The sequence below is a fragment of the Photobacterium obscurum genome (genome assembly GCF_026191635.1).
Taxonomy (GTDB): Bacteria; Pseudomonadota; Gammaproteobacteria; order Enterobacterales; family Vibrionaceae; genus Photobacterium; species Photobacterium obscurum.
Window position 1 is genome coordinate 1 of the sequence record NZ_JAKRRW010000027.1, and the last position, 26,843, is coordinate 26,843.

Annotated in this window: 19 protein-coding genes; 9 read left to right on the forward strand and 10 right to left on the reverse strand. The window is 45.7% G+C overall.

Translation table 11 applies throughout. From position 1 onward, the window contains the following. Window positions 1–293: 293 nt before the first annotated feature. Window positions 294–2,021 carry a response regulator gene (locus MD588_RS22645; protein WP_265700068.1) on the forward strand — a complete coding sequence of 576 codons (1,728 nt, stop codon included), beginning with the start codon at window positions 294–296 and terminating at the stop codon, window positions 2,019–2,021. On the opposite strand, the gene MD588_RS22650 is transcribed toward MD588_RS22645, so the two are convergent. The 3 genes from MD588_RS22650 to MD588_RS22660 form a co-directional block, all read right to left on the reverse strand. Beyond that, window positions 2,018–2,992, reverse strand: coding sequence for a glutathione S-transferase family protein (locus MD588_RS22650; protein ID WP_265700069.1), 975 nt, complete (start codon window positions 2,990–2,992; stop codon window positions 2,018–2,020). The two genes, MD588_RS22645 and MD588_RS22650, sit on opposite strands and share 4 nt — an antisense overlap. A 239-nt stretch (window positions 2,993–3,231) precedes the next feature. Next, window positions 3,232–4,296, reverse strand: a complete 1,065-nt coding sequence (locus MD588_RS22655) for an alanine racemase (protein ID WP_265700070.1) — start codon at window positions 4,294–4,296, stop codon at window positions 3,232–3,234. Between the two features lie 199 nt (window positions 4,297–4,495). Further along, window positions 4,496–5,443, reverse strand: coding sequence for a LysR family transcriptional regulator (locus MD588_RS22660; RefSeq protein ID WP_265700071.1), 948 nt, complete (start codon window positions 5,441–5,443; stop codon window positions 4,496–4,498). Window positions 5,444–5,679: 236 nt separating this feature from the next. Between MD588_RS22660 and xthA the strand changes: the two genes are divergently transcribed. Both xthA and grxB read left to right on the forward strand, forming a co-directional pair. Beyond that, window positions 5,680–6,486: an exodeoxyribonuclease III gene (gene xthA / locus MD588_RS22665; RefSeq protein WP_265700072.1), complete on the forward strand. Its 807-nt coding sequence runs from the start codon at window positions 5,680–5,682 to the stop codon at window positions 6,484–6,486. Window positions 6,487–6,552: 66 nt separating this feature from the next. Beyond that, window positions 6,553–7,203, forward strand: a complete 651-nt coding sequence (gene grxB, locus MD588_RS22670; protein WP_265700073.1) for a glutaredoxin 2 — start codon at window positions 6,553–6,555, stop codon at window positions 7,201–7,203. Window positions 7,204–7,379: 176 nt separating this feature from the next. Here the strand turns inward: grxB and MD588_RS22675 are convergent, their stop codons facing one another. The 4 genes from MD588_RS22675 to MD588_RS22690 form a co-directional block, all read right to left on the reverse strand. Continuing rightward, window positions 7,380–8,057 carry an ABC transporter permease gene (locus MD588_RS22675; protein ID WP_265700074.1) on the reverse strand — a complete coding sequence of 226 codons (678 nt, stop codon included), beginning with the start codon at window positions 8,055–8,057 and terminating at the stop codon, window positions 7,380–7,382. 3 nt (window positions 8,058–8,060) lie between these two features. Next, a complete protein-coding gene (locus tag MD588_RS22680; protein ID WP_265700075.1) occupies window positions 8,061–8,801 on the reverse strand; it encodes an ABC transporter permease in 741 nt (246 codons plus the stop codon). 158 nt (window positions 8,802–8,959) lie between these two features. Then, window positions 8,960–9,736: an ABC transporter substrate-binding protein gene (locus MD588_RS22685; protein ID WP_265700076.1), complete on the reverse strand. Its 777-nt coding sequence runs from the start codon at window positions 9,734–9,736 to the stop codon at window positions 8,960–8,962. An 84-nt stretch (window positions 9,737–9,820) separates the two neighbouring features. Next, window positions 9,821–10,591, reverse strand: coding sequence for an ABC transporter ATP-binding protein (locus MD588_RS22690; RefSeq protein WP_265700078.1), 771 nt, complete (start codon window positions 10,589–10,591; stop codon window positions 9,821–9,823). A 315-nt stretch (window positions 10,592–10,906) separates the two neighbouring features. Here MD588_RS22690 and MD588_RS22695 point away from each other — a divergent pair, with 315 nt between their 5' ends. Continuing rightward, a complete protein-coding gene (locus tag MD588_RS22695) occupies window positions 10,907–12,607 on the forward strand; it encodes an ABC transporter substrate-binding protein (RefSeq protein ID WP_265700080.1) in 1,701 nt (566 codons plus the stop codon). A gap of 74 nt (window positions 12,608–12,681) precedes the next feature. On the opposite strand, the gene MD588_RS22700 is transcribed toward MD588_RS22695, so the two are convergent. Both MD588_RS22700 and MD588_RS22705 read right to left on the reverse strand, forming a co-directional pair. Beyond that, window positions 12,682–14,163, reverse strand: coding sequence for a YfcC family protein (locus tag MD588_RS22700; RefSeq protein ID WP_265700081.1), 1,482 nt, complete (start codon window positions 14,161–14,163; stop codon window positions 12,682–12,684). Further along, entirely contained in the window at window positions 14,160–15,515 is a 1,356-nt protein-coding gene (locus MD588_RS22705) for a M20 family metallopeptidase (RefSeq protein WP_265700082.1), read from the reverse strand. The genes MD588_RS22700 and MD588_RS22705 overlap by 4 nt, the downstream gene beginning before the upstream one ends. Before the next feature lie 975 nt (window positions 15,516–16,490). Between MD588_RS22705 and MD588_RS22710 the strand changes: the two genes are divergently transcribed. The 5 genes from MD588_RS22710 (at window position 16,491) to pflA (ending at window position 25,761) form a co-directional block, all read left to right on the forward strand. After that, entirely contained in the window at window positions 16,491–18,239 is a 1,749-nt protein-coding gene (locus MD588_RS22710) for a methyl-accepting chemotaxis protein (protein ID WP_265700084.1), read from the forward strand. Between the two features lie 170 nt (window positions 18,240–18,409). Next, window positions 18,410–20,167 carry a 30S ribosomal protein S12 methylthiotransferase accessory factor YcaO gene (ycaO, locus tag MD588_RS22715; RefSeq protein ID WP_265700085.1) on the forward strand — a complete coding sequence of 586 codons (1,758 nt, stop codon included), beginning with the start codon at window positions 18,410–18,412 and terminating at the stop codon, window positions 20,165–20,167. A gap of 495 nt (window positions 20,168–20,662) precedes the next feature. Next, entirely contained in the window at window positions 20,663–22,177 is a 1,515-nt protein-coding gene (locus tag MD588_RS22720; RefSeq protein ID WP_265700087.1) for a DUF3360 family protein, read from the forward strand. A gap of 211 nt (window positions 22,178–22,388) precedes the next feature. Further along, entirely contained in the window at window positions 22,389–24,665 is a 2,277-nt protein-coding gene (pflB, locus tag MD588_RS22725; RefSeq protein WP_265700088.1) for a formate C-acetyltransferase, read from the forward strand. A 355-nt stretch (window positions 24,666–25,020) separates the two neighbouring features. Further along, complete coding sequence (gene pflA, locus MD588_RS22730; RefSeq protein WP_265700089.1) at window positions 25,021–25,761, forward strand: pyruvate formate lyase 1-activating protein; 741 nt, start codon at window positions 25,021–25,023, stop codon at window positions 25,759–25,761. A gap of 84 nt (window positions 25,762–25,845) precedes the next feature. Here pflA and MD588_RS22735 read toward each other — a convergent pair whose 3' ends face one another. Further along, window positions 25,846–26,805, reverse strand: a complete 960-nt coding sequence (locus MD588_RS22735; protein ID WP_265700090.1) for a hypothetical protein — start codon at window positions 26,803–26,805, stop codon at window positions 25,846–25,848. Window positions 26,806–26,843 lie beyond the last annotated feature (38 nt).

Below are 26,843 nucleotides of genomic sequence, written 5' to 3' on the forward strand. Positions count from 1 at the left end.
AATCTGACGGCTCCGCCTTCGATGGTTCGAATCCATCTCCCTCCACCATTATTTCAGCCAGTTGCGCAAGCAGCTGGCTTTTTGCTATCTATACTTCCATTCCTTTACTCAATCACTCTTAAAATCTTTTAAAAACAGATAAATAGAATAAATTTGATTATTTTCTGTTTTGGGGAACAACTCCCACTATTCTTAGAGATATAACAACAGTCTCAATATTAAGATTTAGCATCTTGATAAAAAACACTAAGATAAAACCAGATGCATATTGAATGTGATGACAAGGATGTAGAATGACCACTAGTCAAAGCAATGCTCAACAGTCCGTTGAGACCGACTTCAGCAAATTAAAACTACTGATTGTTGACGATCAACGTAGTGCTGCTTTGATGTTCAAGAGCCTGCTACATAGCCTCGATGTCGAAAAGATTGATCTCTCATTTAATTACCAAAGTGCTATCGAAAGCTGCCAGAAGAATCATTATGATATCTTACTCATTGATTACCATTTAGATGGGACACTAAACGGATGTGAGCTTACGGCCTTGTTACGTAAACGTGGCTATATCTCAGCAGAGTGTGGGGTGATCATGATTTCTGGGGACACATCTACCGAAGTTATCCTTACCTCAATGACTGTAGAACCAGATAGCTTTATCACAAAACCTGTGGCCTTATCGGTGATAAAGAAAAAACTTGAAGAGGTGCATACCGCCTGTATGCAACGTAAGCCTATCTATGATGCCCTTGAGCTAAAAGGGATCCCGGCGGCTATAGAACTGTGTAAGAAACAATTAAGAAAACTGGGACATAATCATAAAATTGAAGGTCTGTTGCTTGATTTACTGATTGAAATTAATGAATGGGAGCAAGTCGAGCGCTTCACCGCCATCTTGAAAAAAGAAAACCCGAGCCATAAAGTCAGCCTTTGTGAAGCACGCCTTTTGCACCATAAAGGCAAATTGCCCGAAGCCATTGCCCTACTTCAGCATCTCATCAAACGTTCTCCCCTCAATATTGAGTCTTATGACTATCTGTCTAACTACCAGGAAGAAAACAAACAATATTATGATGCGCTAAACACCGCCGAAAAAGCCTTACACTTTACTCCGAGCGTAAGCCATAGGGCGCTCACCGTCGCCCAACTAGCCGCAGATCTTGATAAAAGCGAAAACCTTATCGCCGCCGGCAAACTCTTAGCAGCCAAACTCCCTATCATAGATATAAGCTGGATCATCCGCTTTGCTGAGTTTACCGCTATTTTTGAGCAGCTTTACTTTACTCAGCGCTCAAACAACGCCCGCAGGCAATTGAAGCAAGAGCTCAAAGCTATCCACCAGCGGGCTCGCTCCCGGCTATTACCGAACCAGCAACCTTTCCTAGACTGTTTGGGCCATATCACCCAGGCAAGACTATTACTCGCTCTAAATCAGCCACTCAAAGCCAAACGCCGCGTAATGCTTGGCTTAGCACCTCACTTCGACACTATCTCCAAGTTACCCTCTGTCGTATTGGCAGATGCTTTACCCGCTTTGATACACCTTGGTGAAACTCGGATAATTGCTGATATTTACCGCGCCCTGAAGTTGAGAAACCGGTTTGATGGCCATAGTCAGAATCGACTTGACGCACTAGTTACCAATGAGGCTTTACTACAGTCACTAAAAAATCTTGAGAACACGCTGGTTCACTGCGTGGAACTGTCAAACGGCCAACCAGAACAAGCGCTCACTCTTTACGAGCAAATTCTCATCGATTATCCATATTGTACCGAAGCGCACCTAGGTCGACTGCAGTGTCAAAACCTGCTAAATCAATTTGATGAGGGCAAAACGCGACAGAGCCTGCAAGCTATAGTCGCAATGCCCCTACCTGATAAGTTAGCTACATGGAGAAACAAGGTTCTGACACAAATAGCCTCGTCCAAAGCTTCCCTTTGCCAGGTTCGTATTGCGTTAAGCTATAAAAACAAGCTTAACCGCTACGTCCTTGTTCAAAAACCTTCCGCTTTAGCCAGCTAAACGCGAGACTTTACACTGTTTCGGTTATGGGGTGACAATAAGTCCAGCTGCGGTCCAACGGGGACAATACCCGTTGGATTGATCATTGTATGACTCGCATAGTAATGGCGCTTGATATGATGAAAATCGACCGTATCGGCAATACCTGGATATTGATATAGCTCTTTCAGGTACCCCTGAATATTCGGGTAATCTGCTATCCGCCTAAGGTTACATTTAAAATGACCGACATAGACCGCATCAAAACGTATCAGGGTTGTAAAGAGCCGCCAATCCGCTTCAGTCAGCTTGTTACCGGCTAAATAGCGACTGCCCGCCAAGTGATTTTCTACTTGATCCAACGCCGTAAACAATTCCTCAAATGCACGATCATAGGCCTCCTGGGTCGTTGCAAAACCACATCGATACACACCGTTATTGATGGTTGGATAGATATAGTCATTCCACTTATCAACCTCGTCATGTAATAACGCCGGATAATAGTCATCCACGTTGCCTGTTAGCTCATTAAAAGCAGAATTAAACATCCGAATAATCTCAGACGACTCATTACTAACAATGGTCTGGGTTTGCTTATCCCACAACACTGGCACCGTCACGCGCCCGGTATAATCTGCTTTGGCCTTGGTATACAGCTGGTGCATAAACTTAAAACCATTAACCGGTTCAGGCTCATCAAAGACCCAGCCTTTTTCAGCCATATCCGGGCTAACAACAGTCACATCAATATGGGAAACAAGATCTTTAAGCTGGCGGAAAATAAGCGTTCGGTGGGCCCAGGGACAGGCGAGTGATACATATAAATGGTAACGGCCCGATTCGGCTTTAAAACCTTGCTGGCCATCTGGTCCAGCTCCGCCATCCACGGTCAGCCAGTGGCGAAACCCGGCATCTTCCCGAACAAACTCTCCGTCATTAGAACCTGTGTCATACCAGACGTCCTGCCAGACTCCTTTAACTAACTTACCCATTGCAGCCACCTCACCTTTCTTCAGTTTTCCTTGATACCAGCTTGATTTTGACGAATACATCTACTTTCAAGCGCTGAGTATCTGCGCCTTTTTATTCACGCTGATAGGCCAGATTATTGTTCAGTTTGGTATGAGTATATGCAGTTCTAGCAGGAAGGTCGCTACAAAGGATCTGATGGTATTATTCGAAGTTTTTGAATACTGGAGAACCGCAATCCCTAGCGGCCATCGTTATGTCGTTAAAAATGATACTGGGTAGCTACTGACTCTGAGGCCATACACTGCAGTACGCCGTGGTAGGAAAGGTAAAAACTCAACGACTCGCCAACTTGATACCGGTTGTCGGCATCAGTAATGTCGAGAATCAAATAATCACTTGTCGCACCTATAATAATAACGCCCTTGTCGGTTGGGGCTAACAGGTTGATATCGACACTATGTTTGCCAATAGCGCATAATGCCCTCAGCCTAATGCCACGATCATTAAACTGGAGTTCATCATTACACCGGCTAGAAAAAACAGAATAAGCATAGACTGATGATTTTTCTTTTATTTCAACAATTTCCGCATGCAGGCTCATTGCTGATTGCGGCGTATCAGGAACCGAGGCGTCATTTAACCCTATTCCCAAAATTGACGACCTACCCAGGCGCAATTGATTGATACGTGGTGTTCCGTTTCTAGGTACCATTAACACAATACCGGCGACACCAGCCCCTGAAAGCTTTTCTGAAGCAGGGCTATTCGACCATCCAGTTGGCTCTTCCAGTTGCAGCTGCAACTCATCACTATCGGTCATCGATTCAACTTCACTAAAGCAAGCCAGACGACAGCCAATCCCCCCGAATGTGAGTCCCGGAAGCGTCAACACTAGCTCTGCTAGGTTTTCGGTCTCTGAGTCATCCCCACCGTCTTGCTGCTGATCGTCCAAATCATGCGCGATGATAACCTCATGGCACTTATTTGCCTTAACCGCCGCCCAGGACAAAGCCTCAAGAGTTTCACGCTCAGAGTGAACGGATATATCAGCATGGTGTACAACGTCTTCAACTTCCGATAGAAGCGGACGTCGAAGCAACATCTTTCGGATTGGAAGATCTGCTAACTTCTGGAGATTGTTTATTTGCGTATCTCCGATAGCCTGGATCCCACCAAGCATCATTGCACGAGCAATCGGCTCCGCCCCTTCCATTAGCCTAGAAACACCGACAGGTATGACGCCTTTATTACAACATAAACTAACAAGCTTACGTGTATTGTCTTCAATGATTCTTAGGTTAATAGATAAGGAAGGGTGTTGCATATAAAAATGGCCTCGAACTAACCATGAAAATAGATGCGTAGTTATATCTATTTAGACCTATTTTTAAATAGCAATTTTATTATATCTACTTGACCATTTAATGAAGTAATCGGTAATAGGCAAATTATCCCCAGTTTCAACAGTTGCTTTTTCAAACATAAGCTCAACAAGTTTAATATATAACTTAAGCAAAATATAACTATTTGCCGACCCTTTTTAATAGCTGCTCCAGTTCGACCGTGTTATTTGCTTCATGCGCAGTAATAATTGCCAATACCAGAGCTTTCGCTGCACATGATAGATCCTGTTTCTCATTCACCGTCAAATAAAAGTTCGGATTATATTCCATTCCTTCAACCGTAGAGATTTTAGCCATCTCGCCACGTTCAACCCATATCCGTGCAAAGTGCTCCGGCAGGTAACCGATAAAGTGTCCGGAGAGGATCATATGCGCAGTAGCTTCCATACTTGTCGTTTTCGACTTATATGAATGATCGCCGGCACAGCTTAGCGGAGTAACAGGGTGAGCCAACCCTCGGTCAACGACGGGATGTGCCAGTATATCTTCGCTTGTCACAGGCCGATTCAAAGCCTTTATCGGGTGCGATGGGGCGCAATATAAATACTGTTGCTCATTAAATAGGTAGGTATAGGTTAAACCGCTTTTAAATAATTCTGGCGAAGTAATACCAATATCCAGTTTACCCTCCAATAAATTAGCTTCAATCATAGAAGTTTCATAAATTTTGGTATTTATATCGACCTCTGAATGCTTGCTGCAAAAATCACAAAGTGCCTTTTGAACATAACAATTCTTATTGGTTGCTAAGCTATCGATCAATGCAAGCTGAATACTTCCTCTTGAGACATTGCGTATCTCATTAATGACCTCTTGGAATTCATTAATATTTTCAAATAATTGCTTACTACTTTTATATACCTTCAAGCCATCACTGGTTAATTTAAACCCTCCCCTTCCACGCTGGCATAATGTCATACCTAAACGGGTTTCCAGATCACTCATTTTTTTACTTATGCTTGATTGGTGCATATTTAATTGATATTGAGCAGCAGAAAAACCTCCGCTATCAGCAATTACCAAAAATAGTTTTAATAAACGGATATCAAGATCATCAATTAGTTTCATTATTATAGGTATCTATTTGTTCTATTTTTATTGAACTAGGAAATAAGCGAACTAAAGCTATCACACGTCAATATACTTTTAAAGCGTGTTATATGGCCAAAATAATGACACATAACTTGGAATTTCTTTGGCGTTAACCTGAATAACCGAATACGCTTCTTTCACCACTTAAGGCGTTATATGCTAAAATCCGAAAACTGCCAGCTAACAGCCTGATAACCTTTGGAATAAATAGAATGAAAGTCATCTCCTTCAATATTAATGGCCTCCGGGCTCGACTTCACCAACTACAAGCACTGATCGACAAGCACCAGCCGGATGTGATTGGCCTGCAGGAAATCAAGGTTCATGATGAAGCCTTCCCATTGGAGGATGTCGAAGCGATGGGCTATAAGGTATACCATCATGGCCAAAAGGCGCACTATGGTGTAGCTATGCTGTGCAAACAGGAACCGACAGAAGTACGCAAGGGCTTTCCAAGCGATGAAGAAGATGCCCAACGACGGATGATCATGGCAACCTTCGAACAAGACAATGGCAAGAAGGTTACAGTACTCAATGGCTATTTCCCGCAGGGGGAAAACATCAGCCATGAAACTAAATTCCCAGCAAAAGAAAAATTCTACGCCGATTTGATGAACTACCTCAACGATCACCATAATAATGAGGAAGAGGTGATTGTAATGGGCGATATCAACATCAGCCCAATTGATCTGGACATCGGTATTGGCCCTGCCAACGCCAAGCGCTGGCTAAAAACAGGGAAATGTTCTTTCCAGCCAGTCGAGCGCGAGTGGTTAAAAAACCTGTTAGAGTGGGGCTTTACCGATACCTTCCGTCAACTTCACCCTGAAGTTGACGACAAGTTTTCATGGTTTGACTACCGTTCAAAAGGTTTTGTCGATAACCGTGGTCTGCGTATCGATGTCGTGCTGGCAACGCCATCACTGGCGGCACGCTGTATCGATGCCGGTATCGACTACGAGCTACGTGGTATAGAAAAACCGTCAGACCATGCGCCAATCTGGTCGACATTTGAATAATTCGTTATAGACGAGACGATAGATGGGGCTCTATTCAAGAGCCTCGTTTTGATTCAAGGAATGATTATGAAGCTATTTGTATTTGATCACTGCCCATTTTGCATCAAGGCAATGATGGTAGCCGGCCTGAAGAAGATCGACCTGGAACTGGTATATCTTCAAAATCACGATATTGAAGCCCGGATTGAAAAAGTTGGTGCCAACCTGGTACCGATCCTACAAAAGCCTGATGGTAGCTACATGGCAGAAAGCCTGGATATCGCTGCTTACCTCGATAACGCTGACGGTCACCCGGCTCTGGGTGCTTCAACCCATACCGATAACATTGCAGCATGGTCTGAAGCCACCCGCCCATATGGCTCGCTACTACTTTTCCCTCGTTGGCTAAGAATCGATTTACCTGAGTTCCAGTGCCAAGAAGCTAAAGATTGGTTCTACTCAAAAAAATCAGCCATGATTGATGAAAGCTTTGAGCAGGCATTCGATAACTCTGCGAACTACATTGAAAAGCTGAATAAGGTTCTCGGGCAACTGGATTGGCTCACCCTACCCTCCGAGCGGGGCGACAAACTGACATATGATGACGTCAACCTGTTCCCGACCCTACGTAACTACACAGTTATCAAAGGCCTTGTTTTCCCTTCTCGGGTACGCCAGTACATTGATGAGGTTGCCATGCTAACAGGCATCCCCCTATATGATGATGTAGCCGTATAATTCTAATTCCTTTCTGCCAGACAAAAACGCCGGAGTGAAAATCACTCCGGCGTTTTTTAGGTCCAGGATCCTGAAAGCAACTTAAAAAGACGAAGAAAAGTGTCAAGCTCTTCCCTAGAGCCTGTTTTTCCTCGGGACAAGAACCATCTTTCTCTATGAACTTACCACTCTCATTTCTACGTTAGTGGCCTTAGGTGCCTCATCCAATGTCCTTCCAGCTTTCTGAAGCCCCAGATAATGAGAAATGTCAGAACCATATAGCACATACCGGCAAACAAGAAGGATTCAAACGGCGCATAGTAGCGCGAGTTTACAATCCTTGCCGCTCCTGTCAGGTCGACAATAGTAACGATACCTGCCACAGCCGAGCCATGAACCATAAAGATCACTTCGTTACTGTAAGCCGGTAACGCGCGTCGCAACGAACTCGGTAGAATCACCCTTCGGAAAGCCTGCAGGGTACTCATACCATATGCCTTCGCCGCTTCAATTTCGCCTTTCGGCATACTGTTAATCGCACCGCGAACGATTTCAGCCGTGTAAGCTGAGGTGTTCAGGACAAATGCCACTAGCGCACAGAACCAAGCTTCTTGCCAGAGTGTTCCCTGCACCGACATCAGCTGACTCAGGCCATAGTAAATAAGATACAGCTGGATCAGTAGCGGCGTCCCACGGAAAAAATAGATAAACGCCCATGCCGGTCCTGATATAAACGGAATCTTACTGTTTCTGGCAACACCGATCGGTATCGAAATCAACAGACCAACCACCAGCGCAACAAAGACCATCCACACCGTGGTATATAAACCCTCAAGGTAAAGCGGCCAGCTTTCAATCAGAATACTAAAGTCCATCACTTACCTCGCATGAATACTAAATTTACGTTCAACCCATTTCAGTGCAGAAGTGGAGAATGAGGTAAACAGCAAGAAAATCACCGCAACGGCCATATAGAAAGTAAAGGGCATCTGCGTGGTTCCCGCAGCTAATGCTCCTTTGCGTACCATATCATCAAGGCCGATGATTGATACTAGGGCCGTGGTTTTTAGCAGTACCAGCCAATTGTTACCAAACCCCGGCAATGCATGGCGGATCATCTGCGGAAGCAAAATTCGTCGGAACGAGAGAAAAGCACTCATCCCATAAGCTTTACCGGCTTCCAGCTCGCCTTTGTCAACAGCAAGGATCGCCCCGCGGAACGTTTCCGCCATATAGGCACCAAAAATAAAGCCGATGGTTAAGATACCAGCCAGGAACGGGCTGATCTCAACATAATCCGGTAAGTACTCCGTCCATTCATGGCTTGGATCCGATGAGGAGAAGTAGTTATTGAGCCACTCGTTGATACTATACAGACTATCATTCAACAACATCTGTCCGCCGAAGAAGATCAGCATCATCAGTACCAAATCCGGTATACCTCGGATCACTGTGGTATAAAGTGTCGCTATCGCCCTCGCCCAGCGATACGGGGAAAGCTTGGCCAGCGCCCCCAGCATACCTAAGATCATGGCCAACACTAGCGACAACAAAGCAACTTGAAGGGTAATCCATGCCCCTTCCACCAGTGACCATTCATATCCTTTTAAATCTAACAAAAGGTTGCTCCTTTATACTACAAAGGTCAGAGCGGGTACCTAGATCCTGCAGTATGCGACGAATACCTTAATTACTGTTAACATTTCCACAGGACCACGATCTTCCGCTCTTTCTAGGACCTAGCAACCTAGGTCCTCGCTCTTACCCCCGAAGGGTTTTACTTACCATAAACATCATATGCGAAGTATTTCGCCGCGATTTCCTGGTAAACACCTTTCTCGCGCAATGACTTAATGGCCTCATCCAATTGCTTAGTCAGATCTTTATCTTGCTTACGTACAGCGATACCGAAGCCATCACCAAACCACTTAGGATCTGTCAGTGATGGGCCAATAAACTCATAACCATCACCGCCATCTTTATTCAGTAAACCCTCTTCCAACGCAGAGGCATCACCTAAAATAGTGGCGATACGGCCAGCTTTCAGGTCAAGGTAGGCATCATCAAATGAGCCATAACGCACAATCGATACAGAATCACCATAGTTATCAGTCAGGTATTTATCATGAGTCGTCGCGCGCTGCACCCCCACTTTCACCCCTTTCAGGCCCTCTTTGGTAAAATCAATTTCAGTTCCCTTCTTGGCAACAAACTTGTTTGGAATAAGGGCGTACTTGCCAGTGAAGTCAACTTTCTTCTTGCGCTCTTCAGTAATCGACATTGCAGCAATAATTGCATCGTATTTACGTGCTAGCAGAGAAGGAATAATGCCATCCCAATCTTGGGCCACAATTTTACATTTCACCTGTAGCTCTTTACACAATGCGTTCGCCATGTCGACATCGAAACCTTTCAGATCACCATTTGGCTCTGTCCAACTAAATGGAGGGTAAGCACCTTCAATACCGAAACGTACCACTTTCCAGTCTTTCGCCTGTACCGACGTTGCACCGAGAGCTGATACCATAGCTGCTGCCAAAATCCATTTTTTCATCTTCTACTCCTGTTGTGTTCGTTGTCTGCGCCAGCCTGTCCCCAAACATAGCGAGCGCAATTATTAAGGTACTGGTTAATCAGTTTAGTAAATCGAAGAAATAAATTGCTGTAACCTTTCTGATTCAGGGTTGGTGAACAATTTATCAGGGTGTCCCTGCTCTTCCACCAAGCCCTGATGTAAAAACATCACCTGATTTGAAACATCTCGAGCAAATGCCATCTCATGTGTCACCACCAGCATGGTTCGCCCTTCCTGAGCCAGATCCTGCATGACGCCGAGCACTTCACCCACAAGTTCCGGGTCAAGCGCCGACGTCGGTTCATCAAATAGCATCACTTCCGGATCAACGGCCAGCGCTCTGGCAATAGCCGCACGCTGCTGCTGGCCACCGGAAAGGTGTCCAGGGTAGTAATGCCGACGATCATACAAGCCGACTTTCTTCAATAGCTCTTCTGCTTTTTCAACAGCCTCAGCCTTAGGCACTCCAAGAACATGAATGGGGGCTTCAATGACATTACCCAAAACAGTCATATGAGACCAAAGGTTAAACCCCTGAAAAACCATCGCTAATCGAGAACGAATCCGCTGCACCTGCTTTTCATCAACGGGCAAGTACTCTCCCTGCCGGTTATTTTTCATTTTAATCAATTCACCATTCACCCAGATTTCACCCTGAGTCGGCGTTTCCAGTAAATTGATGCAGCGAAGAAATGTACTCTTGCCTGAACCGGAAGAGCCAATAATTGAAATGACATCACCACGATGAGCCGTCAGTGAAATCCCTTTAAGAACCTCGTTCTGACCAAAAGACTTATGCAGTTCCTTTACATCAAGCGCCACTACATCTGCCATGCGCGCTAACTCCTGTTGCTCCGTGAATAGGGAAATTACACTCGCCAACAATGTCCTACCAACCGTAATTTTGCCTTTCTAGCACATAAATCCAGCAGTAGATATATTGTCTGTTTTCCGAGCACTTCATCGAAGGTATCACCACAAACAACAATTGGCAACATTTTGTTAACCTAATTCACTCACGAATCAACAGTTAAATACCGTGCATAATTAGTCGCTTAATGGCTATATCTAGTGATTTGAAAATAGCGCCAACTTACGGTAGGTTAACGCGATAAAACTGTCATTGTGTAAGTTGTAGCGGATTGGCATATGTTTAAAACCTCTTTTCACCGAGTCATCAGCAGAAGCATTAAATGCTTACTAATTGGTTTACCTCTAGTTTCATGCTATTTGGCAGCCGCAGCGCCTACTGATGAAAACCGCAGTATTCTTACCGTCGTACCGGAATATAAAGATCGAATTATTGCCAATTTTAACCCTTTCTCTAAAGCGAGCATGCCAACGACGCATGAATTCATTTTTGAGCCATTAATCATTTTTAATAGCTTGCAGAACAACAAGCCAGAATACCGACTTGCTACTAGCTACCGTTTAGATAAAGATCTCAAAGGGATAACTTTTACCCTAAGAGACAATGTTACTTGGTCTGATGGAAAACCATTCACCGCGGATGATGTTGTTTTTTCATTTTATCTAGCACAAAAATACCCAGAACTTGATTCACATGGCATAAATCAATGGGTAGAAAAGGTCTATAAACGCCCGTCCGGAGAGGTGTATTTCAAGCTCGTCAAACCAAATGCGCTAGTGGCATATACTCTGGTATTACTGCCTATCGTGCCGAAGCACCAGTGGGAGAACGTTGCCGATCCAGTCAGTTACGCCAATGCCACACCGATAGGTACCGGACCTTATACCCAAGTTGAAGCGCTAAACGAAAGCAGCTACCTGCAATGCCAAAATCCGTCTTACTGGCAAGCAGAGCTGCACAAGATTGACTGCCTGCGTTATCCGAAAGTCACTAATAATGACGATTTCATCGCCCGTATCGCCAAAGGAGAATTTGACTGGACCGGCTCATTCATACCAGATATCGAGCGCCACTATGCGTCATACTCGCCTGACTTTAAATACTGGCTTCCACCTGCCAGCAACATCAGCCTAATGTTTAACTTTAAAGCTGTTGATCCGGAGATACAGGCACTCTTTGCCCAGGTCGAGTTTCGCAGAGCCATTTCGATGTCGGTGCAACGTCAGTTACTGATTGATATTGCATCATTTGGTCAAGGTGTGCCGTCGACGTTTGCATCTGGCATGAGTCAACGCTTTACCCGCTGGGCTGATCCGGTGGTAACAGAAAAATACCTGCCGTATATGACATTTAATCCGGCCCTCGCTATCGACAGGCTGAACGAACTTAAGGTTGTTGATAAGGACGGTGATGGTTGGCGAGAACTACCTTCAGGAAAAAAACTGGAGCTGACTATCCTGACACCTAAAGGCTGGTCTGATTTTAATACGACAGCCCTGCTACTGGTCGAGATGATGGAGCAGGTTGGGATCAGGGTATCACCCGTGCAGGTCGATTTTACTCTGTTTGTCGAACAGTTGGCTCATGGTGATTATACGATGGCGTTAACTAATTACCCACAAGGCCCGACCCCGTTCAAATATTTTGATACAGCCTTTAATAGCGCCTACCAGGCCCCGCAGTACCCACGCTATGCAATGCATTTTTATCAAAATCCTCGGATCGATGAGCTTCTCAATCAGTTCCCGACGGTTTCCCTGGCGCATAAGCGCTTGGCTATCATCCGTGAGCTCAACGAGATTATCGCCAGCCAGCAAGTTACCGTTCCACTGTATAACACAGTACAGTTTTACCAATACAATACCCAGCGCTTCGAAGGCTGGTTTAATGAAAATAATCCTATTGCCAGCCCACTGATTTGGCCACAGGCACCGGAACGATTGCTTCACGTATTGGCATTACGGCCGAAAGACCAATAGAAAAGGCGAGTGTGATAACCATCACACTCGCCTTTATTTGCTTTTCCTAAGATCCAGGAACTAGCTCCCAGCTCTTACACCATCGCCGCACCAGCAAACAGAATCACAATCGTTACCACCAGCACCATAATCACAAACGGCATAACCCATTTAAGGAATCGCTCATAAGGGATTTTGGCCAATGCCAGACCGGCAACCAAGTGACCTGCCGTCGGGGCAAAGATATTGATCCAGCCGCTTGCTGACTGATAGGCAGTGATAATTAAATCACGGCCAATGCCAGAGAAGTCAGCCAACGGTGCCATCAACGGCATTGAAACAGTGGCAAGGCCCGATGTAGATGGGATGAAGAAGCTCAGTACAATATGAACAAAGTACGTTACCACCACGAACACACCCGATGATAGTCCGGTTACCACACCTTCAGCCCAGTTTAGGATCGTATCGATGATCACACCGTTATCCATCACTACATAGATACCCCGAGCTACCGCAACCACCAGTGCGACACCAATCAGGTCTTTGGCCCCTTCAAGGAAAGTCTTAATGAAGTCGCCTTCAGACATACGGTTAATCAGCGCAATCAAGATGGCAGAGGCAAGGAAAAGTGTCGACAGTTCATCAAACCACCACCACAGGGTTGGAATAGCTGTAATCCCCATATCTTCCCATGGGATCACGCCATAGATCATAACCAGGAACGCGCCAAAGAACACGCTCATCGTCAGTTTTTGCTTAGTCGTAAACTCGCCGTTATCGTCTTTTACATGAGAAAACTCGTCGTTAAACTCAATGTCAGCAAGTACTGACTGTGATTTATCAGCTTTGACCTTCGAGGCATAACGCATCACAAACCAAGAAGCCAAGGCGATAAGGATAACGAGCTGGATAACACGCAAGCCGATACCGTCACCAATTGGTAACCCGGCAAAGCCAGATGCAATACCGGTAGCAAACGGGTTAACGGTTGATGCCAGCACCCCGACGCCCGACCCCAGCAGAATGATCCCCGCGGCAACCATACGGTCATAGCCCGCAGCTGCCATCACCGGCAGGATCACCGCCCAGAACGCCACGGTTTCTTCAGCCATACCGTAAGTCGATCCTCCCAGCGCAAACAGAGAGATCAACACCGGGATCATCATCTGCTCGCGGCCGTGGAATTTTCGCACAATCGCCGCAACACCGGAGTCCATTGCCCCGGTACGCATAGTGACAGCCAGGAAACCACCGATCACCAATACGAACAGCGCAACGTCTACCGCCTTGTGGAAGCCTTTAATCGGCGCCATTAGCACATCGATGAATCCCTGCGGGGAGGATTCCAGCTCTTGATATGAGCCAGGGATCGGCAACAACCGCTCTCCGCCATCATAATCCAGTACCTCTGCCGCCGGGATCACCTGATCGGTACCATTGACAATATAGTCATATTTACCGGCAGGCATTATCCAGGTAAGCAATGCCACCAGTGCAATAATGATAAATAGGATGGTATAAACCGTTGGCATCTTGAATGATTTTTTCACTTTGCCAGCCTCAGTTGCTGTGGTCATAGCTCTACTCCCTGCAATTGATAGATCGCATTTGCATACACGTTCATCGCTTTGAGCATGTCATCAATAATGAGATACTCGTTGGGCATGTGCTCAACTTTTTCACGACCGGGAAAAATAGCCCCGTAAGCGACACAATTAGGGATCGCACGTGCATAGGTTGCACCCCCAGAGGTCATAGGCTGGCTTTCCAGATCACCGCTTACTTCCTGATAGGCTGCCATCAGGGTTTCTATCACCGGGCTTTCCGCCGGCATATAAAGAGATGGCAAGACATCAAATTCTTCGTACTGAAGATCGTACTGCTCAGAGACAGCCTGAATATCGCTGTCAAAGTTTTCCTTACTGAAGGTCACCGGCACCCGAATATCGACCCCGAGCTTACTGCTCTGCTCGTCAATACGAAGCTGCGCGACATTAAAGGTTAAACGGCCACTGACATCCTCTACCGGCCCAAAAATCTCTCTGGCATTCGCATCTTCGCCAACCTGCTCGGCAACAAAGCTGATAGCCGGATGCGTCACACCAAGTTGACGCAGGGCGACACACAAGCGAGCGATTGCATTGACCCCTTTCATATCCGCTGCAGCCGAATGGGCAGCTTTACCAAATACCGTCACTTCGGCATCTTCGGCGGTGAAATCAAAACCAAGCTCATCGAGCTTCGCGGCCAATTCTTCCCACAGTGGTCCTTCGTATTTGGCCAACTCCGGTACAGCATTCAACGTACCGCCGCAGTCCAACTGCAGCAATTCGTCACCGGGACCATGGAGCCAAGATTGGATCAGCATTTTTTCGGCATGGATCAGCGGAAATGCCGAGTCCGGTGTAAAGCCGCATTGCGGAACTTCTTCTTTCTCCAAATAACGGTCGATACAACGCCATAGGGTTTCTTCATCAGTGCCAAAAATGAAACGAATTCGCTTGTTCAGTTTCACACCACTGTCAATTAATGCCTTGACGGCAAATATTGCAGCCAGAGTTGGCCCTTTGTCATCCTGCGTCCCACGGCCATAAAGCCTACCCTCTCGAATTTCCGGTGCAAATGGGTCCGAATCCCATGCGGCTAGCTCACCGGTTGGCACAACATCTAAATGACCAAGCACACCAATCATTTCATCGCCGTCACCAATTTCGGCATAACCGTAATAACCTTCATGATCTTTATAGATTGCAAAGCCCATCTCATGACAGAGCTTCAACGTCTCTGTCAGGCAGTCATCTATCGGCTGACCAAACGGCTTATCGCTGTCGTCATCCTGATAAACGCTGGGAATGGCAACTAAACGCTTCACTGCGGCAATATAGTCATCACGCATTGCGTTTATTGTTGATGCTATTGTTGCTTTCATCGTATCCCTCTTTGTCTCACCCATTTTAGTCTGCAATGTTCAGCCATCACGGACAAAAATGATGAATAGTTATTAGTTGTCAGTATAAATGCACCATCGCATCTCCTCGGACCAATTCATTCTGCTACAGCGTAAGATCTTGAACTGTGACAACTTTCACTCGACACAAAATTAAGATGAGATAGCGGTCAAAAAGTCGGCATTCTCTTTTTGCTTTCAATCTTTCATATGCCGACATGGATTATTAAGTAGCATAAAATAGAATCCCTCTCCCCTTTTGGATACTTTGTATCGAGATATAATAATTAGTGGCATATCAAAGACTAAACACCCCAAACTAACTGGAAAATTTGTAATTAATTAAACTTTTAGATTCAGTCATTGTTATATCTATAGGTATTTAACAAATGACATTAGTAATATTTAAAACCTATAAACCACAATAAACAAAATTCGTTATTGGCTTGGTTTTATATTTAATATGCAACAACAATAAAATAATTACACAAGCAAACTTTAAAATATTAAATCAAGTTGTATGGAGTTATTACCGCTTATTAATTAAAGTTAACAGCTATTGTTCACTACCAGACCAAACATACCAAAATAGACACAAACACCCTCTATCAAGTTTCAGCTCCTGAATATATAATTCCACAAAAATAACAAGAACCAATAAAGGTGTTGCGCATGTATATCTATCGCAACGTTCCATAACTTACAAAAACCAAGTGCTCTTATTTATTTAGGCGCATCATAATACGTTGACAAATAATGCTAAACACAATTAAAAACATCCCATTACGAATACTCCTTTCATTATCCTCAGCATTTGCTGTTCTATGTTTTATCATTACGATAATAATTAGCCAGAACCTATTATCTGAAGTTGAAGTTAATACTAATAAAGTCAACGACTTCATCGCTTTTAATAGCACAATGAAAGAATTTCAGGATTTGCAAGATGTAAGCCGGATGAAATCAATATATGCACTTGGTTTTTATGAGCGCCTGGACGAAATGGTTCGTGTCAATGGTGAAAACCTAGCGAAAGTCCAGCGTAGTAATAACAATCTGATGCAAAGTGACAACCGTGCCCTGACTCCACAAGCAAAACAATCGCTAGATACCTTCGTCAGCAACTATAAGTTGTATGTACAAGCATCCGAACAGCTCCGAGAGCAACGCCAGAAAATTATCAAGCTTTATGATGCAACCAGCTGGATAACGACCGATATCACCGAAGCTGATGCACTGATAGCCAAAAACAGAAATGACTACGAGCTGGAACAATGGACTAACAACTTATCCGAAATGTCCGATGCAGCAGGGTTAATGCTTTATCACCTTGCTGTCGGTGTCAAAGGCCAGAGCCAGCAAGATACCCTAAAGACCTTAGAGTACGCCAAAGAGTTAAATGCTTATCTAAAAGATTTCAATCACTGGCCAGAAGCGCAATCAGTCGTAAATAATGCCAAACGATGGGTGCAGCAGACTAACGATATTATTCAGTTACAAAACGAGAAAGCAAAAACGGTCAGTCATATGATTGAACTGGGTAATACCAATACCAAGATTATTACCTCACTGGCACAAAGCTCGATTCATACAACAGAAGAATTATCTGATAAGAGCTCTGATTTATTAGAGTCAGTCACAACCAGCCAATTAACAGCAACAGTAATTGCAACCGTGTTAGCACTTGCAATTAGCCTCTTACTATCAAATGCAATTAGTGGAGTAATGAGTGCACTGTATTTAACCGTTAAAGATTTGGCAGACGGTAATCTAAACTCCCAGTCACGAATTAGGGGCAAAAATGAAATCGGCATGCTAGGCGAGAGCCTGGACGATGCAATCTCGCAGCTTGGCCATACAATCCGCGCCCTGCGTGGTGTCGGTGATGAAGTCGCCGCCTCGTCAACCGAACTTGCCGCCGTCATGACCCAGAGCGAAGTCAACGGCCGTGAGCAGCAACAGCAGGTAGAGCAAATTACCACGGCCGTTAACGAACTATCGGCAGCAGCCAACCAGGTTGATGGCTACGCAAAAATGGCTGATGAAAGTGCCCAGCAGGCATTAACTCTAGGTGCGGAAAGCACGACCATTGCCCATCATGCGCGTCAGCTCACTCAGGAGCTGGCCGAACAACTGAACGATACATCCAGCCAGGTGATCGACCTGAACGAACAAAGTATCAAAATCAGTGAAGTGATTACGGTTATTGACAGCATTTCCGAACAAACCAACCTGCTGGCGCTCAACGCAGCCATTGAAGCGGCGCGTGCCGGTGAGAGCGGTCGCGGGTTTGCTGTTGTTGCCGACGAAGTCAGGGTACTGGCTGCCAAGACCCAGGAATCCACCCAGCAGATCCAAACCATCATCGAACAACTGCAGCAGAAATCGTCAGCCGTTGTCGATGCGGTTAACAACAGCCTGGACAAGGTTAATAGCAACAACGAGATCGCCGAGCAGACCAGCAACCAGATTGAGTCCATCACTCAGGCGTTGGAACATATTAGTCAGGTTAATGGCGATGTTACCGGCTCGGTCGATGAACAGAGCCGCGCAATTGTTGATATAACCCAAAATATCAATAACATTAACGATATCATCAGCCAGAACGTAGCCGGTATCAGCCAGAGCGCCGAAGCCAGCAACCACCTGTCACAACTGGCTGAAGATCAGAAAAATCGCCTAGGTGAATTCCAGGTAGCAAACTAACAACGACGAAGTGGCATGGAAGCCACTTCACGCTCCCCCTCCCTCAAATCCCCTCTTTCAATACCTTGCTCGCTATCATCAGATACCTAAATGGTATCTAGTTCACATTTAGGTATCTGATTCATAATTCGGTATACTCCGCGCCACTCCACACTGCTGACGGAACCGTAATGAAAACATTTATCCCAGGTAAAGATGCCACGCTTGAAGAATCAATCGAGCACTCTCAAACTCAGCTCAAACAACTTGGCTTTAACATTGAAGAGGCCGCATGGCTTAACCCTGTGCCAAATGTCTGGTCAGTGCATATTCGTGACGTAGATGCGCCAATGAACTTCACTTACGGTAAAGGTACAACCAAGAAAGCCGCGTTAGCTTCTGCGCTGAGCGAGTACTTCGAACGCCTGTCCAGCAACGACTTTTACGCTGACTACTACCTTGGTAAAGAGTTGGCAGAAGGTGAGTTTGTTCACTACCCGAACGAGAAATGGTTCCCGATTGATCTGGAAGAGAACTTGCCGCCTGAAGAGATCCTAGACGAACGCCTAACCCAATTCTACGACCCAACATTGGAACTACTGGGCACCGATCTTGTTGATCTGCAAGCTAGCAACATGGAGCGCGGGATCTGCTGCCTGCCATACGAGCGTCAGAGCGACAAAGAAACAGTCTATATCCCGACGAATATCATCGGTAACCTCTATGCATCAAACGGTATGTCGGCAGGCAACAGCAAAGCCGAAGCTCGTACCAAGGGGCTGTCTGAAGTCCTCGGGCGTACTATCAGGAACCGTATTCTTGCCGAACACATCAGCCTGCCGGAAATTCCAGCTCACGTGATCAGCCGCTACCCGGACATTCAAGCGTCTCTCGACGCCCTTAAAGCCAAAGGATTCCCGCTCCACTGCTACGATGCCTCACTAGGCGGCAAATATCCGGTGCTCTGCGTGGTCTTGCTAAATTCGCAGAACAATTCCTGTTTTGCCTCATTTGGTGCCCATCCACGCTTTGATACCGCGCTAGAACAGGCGATTACCGAACTACTGAAGGGCCGCGACCTGAAAGATCAGCCTGTCTTCCCAGAGCCATCTTTTCGTTACGATACAGTCCTAAATGATCGCAACCTTAAAACCCTCTTGATCGACTCTTCCGACATGAAAGCCTGGGATCTATTCAAAACCGAGGCTGACTACGATTTTGTCGACTGGAGCTTCAGCGGTACAGCTGAAGAAGAGCTTGCCCAACTGATGGCCATCCTCACCGAGGAAAGAGCTGATGTCTATATTGCAGACTACGATCACCTTGGTGTCGACTGCTGCCGTATCATTGTTCCGGGTTGGTCAGAAATCTATCCGGTAGAAGTGCTGATTGAAGCCAATAATAATGTCGCGCTGGAGCTACGTGAAACCTTACTCGCGCTGCCCAAGGTTGAGTGGGATGCCGAGCAGTACGCCGAGATGTTCCATATTCTGGAAGAAGAGGGCTTTGATGACAGTGTCCGCCTGTATGAAATCATTGGTCTGGCACCACAATCCGGTGACGCCTGGCAGACACTCCGTATTGGTGAGCTGAAGTGCTTCTTGGCACTGGCGGGTGGCGATTTAGACCTGGCACTGGAATTTGCTAACTGGTGCGTCGATTACAACGAGCCTATTTATAGCAAAGAACGAATGCTTTTTTTCCGCTGCCTGTTAGCAAGCCTCAATCTGGCGCTGGATGAAAAATGCGATCCAGCGCAACACAAACCTGAATTTGAACGTATTTACGGTACCGAAACCGTTGCCGCAGCATGGGGCTCTATCGAAGGTAGCGTGCGCTTCCATGGCCTAACCGCCGGTGATTTAACCATGAGCCAGTTCCCGACCCACCAGAAGCTACTGGCATCGTACCAAAAACTTCAAGTCACTAAAAAAGCCAACTTCAAGTAATTTAATTACAACTTTGCAACCTGTATGACAAAAATGCCGGCAAAAAAACTGCTGGCACTTTTTTCTTTCCTAACCTTTTGACAAACCGCTCTATATAAAAATAATACGAACCACTGCTACTTTTGGTGTAGTTTTTATTGTAAACCGCAAATTTCGAGCTACAATAGCCAAAACTATTATTAAACAGCAACTTAAGTGACATTTTGTCATTTGCGAGCTTATTCACAGTTTTACTTTTGTTATAAGGTTTCTTTCATTTTTCATAACAAATGCTCTTTCCGCTCAATTTTTTTTGGTTTTTTTCCTACATTTTTTTAATCGTAGTGATCGAGATCAATTCCCTTAGACGGTCCAAGCGGTAGACTTCAGTAAAATTTGGTGAAATATAATTACACCTAGAAAAAAACTCGCACCTGATAGCTCAAACCTCAGGAAAGCAAGCTACATTACAGACATTAAATACAAGAATTATTTTAAACGTAGAACGAGGCACTTATGTCATCACAAGAAAGAAGTTACCAGGAGCTACACCGCCCTGCGTCTGACTTCTCTAGTCGATCAGACTATCTTGATCATGAGCTGAAAATCATGAAGCCGCGCCGCTTTGGTTTAAACCTACCAGGCCGCGACTTTCGTTTTGAGCTAGAAGATTTGGTTCCAGCCCTTGCCGGTACTATCGGTATTATCGCCATGTACTCAGCGGTAATGATGTCTTGGGCAGACGGTCTAACCCAAGCATGGGATCATATCAACCTTGGCAAAGAGTTCGCCATCGAAGTTGCACGAGTTGAAATGCTCATTCCTGCGCTTCTATTCTGCGTTCTAGCATCCGGATTCATTAACCCCCGCGCCAACCTGGCTGGTAACCACGGTCCAATGATCCCATTGATCGGTACCATTGCCCTTGCCGGTGCACACCCTCTTGCTCTTGCAATCCTTCTTGGTGTATTCGGTCTGCTACTTAGTTATTTCAAAGGTGGCTCCAAGCTGGTAAACCTAACCGGCGAAGGTGTTGCCGGCGGCTTGCTGGTGTTCCTTGGCTTTACCGGCGCGATGAGCCAAATCGGCCAAATCCAAACTTGGGCAACAGGCCTTGAGTCTGCAGAAATCGCCAAAGGCAGCCTGGGTTATGTTGGTCTGGTTGTACTGGCAGTTAACATTGTGCTCTATGCCTTCCTGGCAAAAATCAACAAGCGTTGGTTAGCCATCCCAGCCTGTGCGATTACCGGTCTTCTTGTTGCGCTTGCATTTGGTGCTGGCTTTGACCTGACTTTCGAAACTGAAATGGGTCTACCAAACCTGAACCCTGTTTACTGGTGGGGCAGCACAGAGCAAGGCTGGATGCTTGGTCTTCCAAACCTGCAGCACTTCATTGCATCACTGCCATTTGCAATCCTGGCGGTAGCAATGTGGTCACCTGACTTCCTTGGTCACCGTATCTTCCAAGAGCTGAACTACCCTAAAGGTACTGAGAAAGTACTGATGGATGTTGATGACACGATGACTATGTGTTCTATCCGTCAGATGGTAGGTACTGCCGTTGGTGGTGGTAACATCACATCATCTTGGGGAACATACATGATCCCTGCGGCAATCGCTAAGCGTCCGATCCCTGCTGGTGCGATTGTTCTTGGCTGCTTGGTAATGCTGATTGCTATCCTTGGCTTCCCAATGGATGTGGCGGTATGGCCTCCAGTAATGCGTATTGCTCTTCTAGTTGGTGTATTCTTGCCACTACTTGAAGCCGGTATGCAAATGGTTAAAGACACAAAAGATTCACAATCTGCTGGTATCTGTATCTTTGCTTCAGCGGTTGTTAACCCGGTACTGGCATGGGCACTAACCATGCTGCTTGATAACAACGGCCTAATTGGCGACAAAGAACGTGCGAAGAAACTATCGTTCATGGATCGTGTTATTATCCCGGCCTCTGTCCTTATCATCTGCCTAGTGGCGATGCTGGCAGTAGGTATGCTTGAAGGCCAATACGGCATTCCAGCGTTACTATAATTAGTATTGGGCAGTGCAATGCACTGCCCTCTCTATTCACTATCCGTATTAGTGCTAATACGAATAATGAAATCAGTCTTAGCTGCACGAATTGATTTGATTATCCGTATTATTGTTAATGAAAGTGTACTGTTCACCATCAACCGGTGGTGATGAGCTCAACAGCGATTAAATCAGTACGTGTTTTTTCTACTAAAAAGGTAGGTATGTCATGGCAGAGCAATTTGCTAAAGCTTGGGAAGGTTTCGCCGCTGGCGAATGGCAGAACGATGTAAACGTTCGCGACTTCATCCAGAAAAACTACGCACCGTATGAAGGTGATGAGTCTTTCCTAGTATCTGAAGGTACTGAAGCGACAAACAAGCTTTGGGATCAGGTTATGGAAGGTATCAAGCAGGAGAACAGCACTCACGCTCCTGTTGATTTCGATACTTCTGTTATCTCTACCATCACTGCTCACGACGCAGGTTACATCAACAAAGATCTTGAGACTATCGTAGGTCTTCAGACTGACGCTCCGCTTAAGCGTGCAATCATCCCTAACGGTGGTATCCGTATGGTTGAAGGTTCGTGCAAAGTATACGGTCGTGAACTAGATCCAATGGTATCTAAGATCTACTCTGAATACCGTAAGACGCACAACCAGGGCGTTTTCGATATCTACACTCCAGATATCATGAAATGTCGTAAGTCTGGTGTTCTGACTGGTCTTCCAGATGCATACGGCCGTGGTCGTATCATCGGTGATTACCGTCGTGTAGCACTATACGGTATCGACTTCCTAATGAAGAACAAGTTCGCTCAGTTCTCTTCTCTACAAGAGAAGTTCGAGAACGGCGAAGACCTACAGATGACTATGCAGCTTCGCGAAGAAATCGCTGAGCAGCATCGTGCACTAGGTCAGATCAAAGAAATGGCAGCTAAATACGGCTACGACATCTCTGGTCCTGCAACAACTGCACAAGAAGCAATCCAGTGGACATACTTCGGTTACCTAGCTGCTGTTAAATCACAGAACGGTGCTGCAATGTCTCTAGGTCGTACTTCTACGTTCCTAGATATCTACATCGAGCGTGATATCGCTGCTGGTAAGATCACTGAAGAACAAGCTCAGGAAATGATCGACCACTTCGTAATGAAGCTACGTATGGTTCGCTTCCTACGTACTCCTGAGTACGATGAGCTATTCTCTGGCGACCCAATCTGGGCAACAGAGTCTATGGGTGGTATGAGCCTTGACGGTCGTACGCTGGTAACACGTACTAACTTCCGTTTCCTAAACAGCCTGTACACAATGGGTCCTTCTCCAGAGCCAAACATCACTGTACTTTGGTCTGAGCAGCTACCTGACGGCTTCAAGCGTTTCTGTGCGAAAGTATCTATCGATACTTCTTCTATCCAGTACGAAAACGACGATCTAATGCGTCCTGACATGAACTCTGATGACTACGCGATCGCTTGTTGTGTATCGCCAATGGTTGTTGGTAAGCAAATGCAGTTCTTCGGCGCACGTGCTAACTTGGCGAAAACAATGCTTTACACCATCAACGGTGGTGTGGATGAGAAGCTGAAAATCCAAGTTGGTCCTAAGATGGACAAGATCACAGATGAAGTTCTGAGCTATGACGATCTTATGGAGCGCATGGATCACTTCATGGACTGGTTGGCTAAGCAGTACGTTACAGCACTGAACAGCATCCACTTCATGCACGACAAGTACAGCTACGAAGCATCACTAATGGCTCTTCATGACCGTGATGTTGTACGTACTATGGCTTGTGGTATTGCTGGTCTGTCTGTTGCTGCTGACTCACTATCTGCAATCAAATACGCAAAAGTTAAGCCAGTACGTGACGAAGACGGTATCGCGATCGATTTCGAAATCGAAGGCGACTATCCTAAGTTCGGTAACAACGACGCACGCGTTGATGACATCGCTTGTGAACTTGTTACAACGTTCATGAACAAGATCCGTAAGCTGAAGACTTACCGTGATGCAATCCCAACTCAGTCTATCCTAACTATCACTTCAAACGTGGTATACGGTAAGAAGACTGGTACTACGCCTGACGGCCGCAAAGCAGGTGCTCCTTTCGCACCGGGTGCAAACCCAATGCACGGTCGTGACGAAAAAGGTGCGGTAGCATCTCTGACTTCTGTTGGTAAACTGCCGTTTGCTGATGCGAAAGATGGTATCTCTTACACTTTCTCTATCGTTCCTAACGCGCTAGGTAAAGAAGCTGAGACTCAAAAAGCTAACCTTGCAGGCCTAATGGATGGTTACTTCCACCACGAAGCTGGCATCGAAGGCGGTCAGCACCTGAACGTTAACGTTCTTAACCGCGAAACTCTAGAAGACGCAGTTAAGCACCCAGAGAAGTACCCACAGCTAACTATCCGTGTATCGGGCTACGCTGTGCGTTTCAACTCTCTAACTGCTGAACAGCAGAAAGACGTTATCGCGCGTACTTTCACTGAGTCTCTATAATTGAGAATCAAGTGACGAGAGGCTGATGGCTTGCAATAGCCACTAACCATCTCAATATCAAAAAAGCCGGTCTGATGACCGGCTTTTTTATTGCTTTTTTCCTGTACATTCCATTCCTACCTCAACAAAACATTCCCAAACGATACTGTTTATCCTTACCACTTCCCCAGCTATTACGCCTTAATGGTTCATCGCCATGTAAGTGATATGCTGCGAGCCCCCATTTATAAGCCCCTTTTCGACCTAACTGATAAAAGTTTTATCCTTACATTTTAAGTGCGTTAATGACTACTTTAGCCGTTAGTTTTGTAATAAAATAACAACCAAAACACGCACCACGCGGAGAAGTTAAGCAATGTCAGTAAAAGGCCGTATTCACTCTTTTGAATCCTGCGGTACCGTGGATGGACCCGGCATCCGTTTCATCGTATTTATGCAAGGCTGCTTAATGCGCTGTCAGTATTGCCACAACCGCGATACCTGGGATCTTCATGATGGTAAAGAAATCACTGTCGAAGAGCTCATGAAAGAAGCCACCGCATACCGTCACTTCATGAATGCTTCTGGTGGTGGCGTAACAGCCTCAGGCGGCGAAGCAATGCTGCAGCCAGAGTTTGTTCGTGATTTCTTCCGGGCAGCCCAAGCCGAAGGTATTCATACCTGCCTAGATACAAACGGTTATATCCGTAAACACACTGATGTGGTTGACGAAGTACTTGATGCTTCAGATCTTGTTATGTTGGATCTAAAACAGCTTGATGACTCCATTCACCAGGATCTGGTCGGTGTTCCTAACAAGCGTGTGCTTGATTTTGCTCGCTATCTGCACAAACGCGGCCAAAAGACATGGATCCGCTATGTCATAGTACCTGGCTTCACAGATGATGAAAAATCTGCCCACCTGCTTGGTGAGTTCATTAAAGATATGGACAATATCGAGAAAGTAGAACTGCTCCCTTATCACCAGCTTGGTGAACATAAATGGGAAGCTCTGGGCTTTGAATATCAGTTGACAGGTGTAAAGCCGCCATCAAAAGAAACGATGGAAAAGCTAAAAGGTATCATTGCCAGCTATGGTCATAACGTAATGTACTAATACATTAGCCAGCCATAACGAATATACTCAACAAGAGGCATGCCGGACGGCCTGCCTCCTGTTTAGCAATTACCCCATTGGTTACTAGCTCGCAACCTGATTATCTTTAGTTACCTGACAGAGCAACGACTGCTTATTGTCAGCACAACTCTGTTTCACCAACTCACACTTATCTTGGGCCATACCATCTAATACGCTGCACTGGGCATTGACTAAGCATAGTTTTTGACGCTCTGCCAGAGCAGGCACTGATGCGCTAAGTACCTCATCATCGATGCAGCTAGCAATCGTCTTTTGAACGTTTTCATCAAACGCATTTAGTTGTCGCTTGAAAGTCATTTCCTCTGTCGGCACAAAACGCCCTACGCTAGCAAGCGAAAGAATGTCATCATACTTGTCTACATTCAGCGGCTTACAGTTAACATCCCACTTATTCTTAAAGCGACTACGACTTAATTCTACGGGTTTTTTATTGCCGTTAAACTGATGGTAACGGGATCTATCGTCTTCGAAATAACCGTGTACGCTATATTTTTTATTTAAAAAGTCATACACCAAATCAACGATAAACGGCACCCTTTCACGGGCAAGGCCCATTGCATTCTTCGCCGCATAATAGCCACAGGTGGTGAGATTGAGAACATTGTCCTTCTCCCTCACCGTCGCCGGGTTGAACATCCAGTTCTCGTTGCTGCTCAGACTATAAAACTCAACTGAATTGGGAAAATTAAACTTATTGGCAAACCGAGTTAGGGCAGCCTGTCTGAGCTCGACGATCGGGTCTTCATCGGTTGTTGTTACTTCAGCAGACTGAATCAGAGCTTCCGCAGGTGGTTGCAAAGGCTCTGCTGGCATCATCAAGGTTTCTTCGCCAGAACCGGCCGGTACGGCCGACTGCTGCAGTAATAATGCAGTGCTAGATAGGCTTGCTGAGACCTTATATAAGTTAATCAATAACAGCAGCAGCAGTAAGCAGCCTAGGCCACGAAACAGAGTATTCAGCTTGAGGGAAAAGTCCCTGACCGGCTTTCCTTTGATTATCATTGTATCTTCCTAGCAGTATCATCTACGGCCGGATTTTA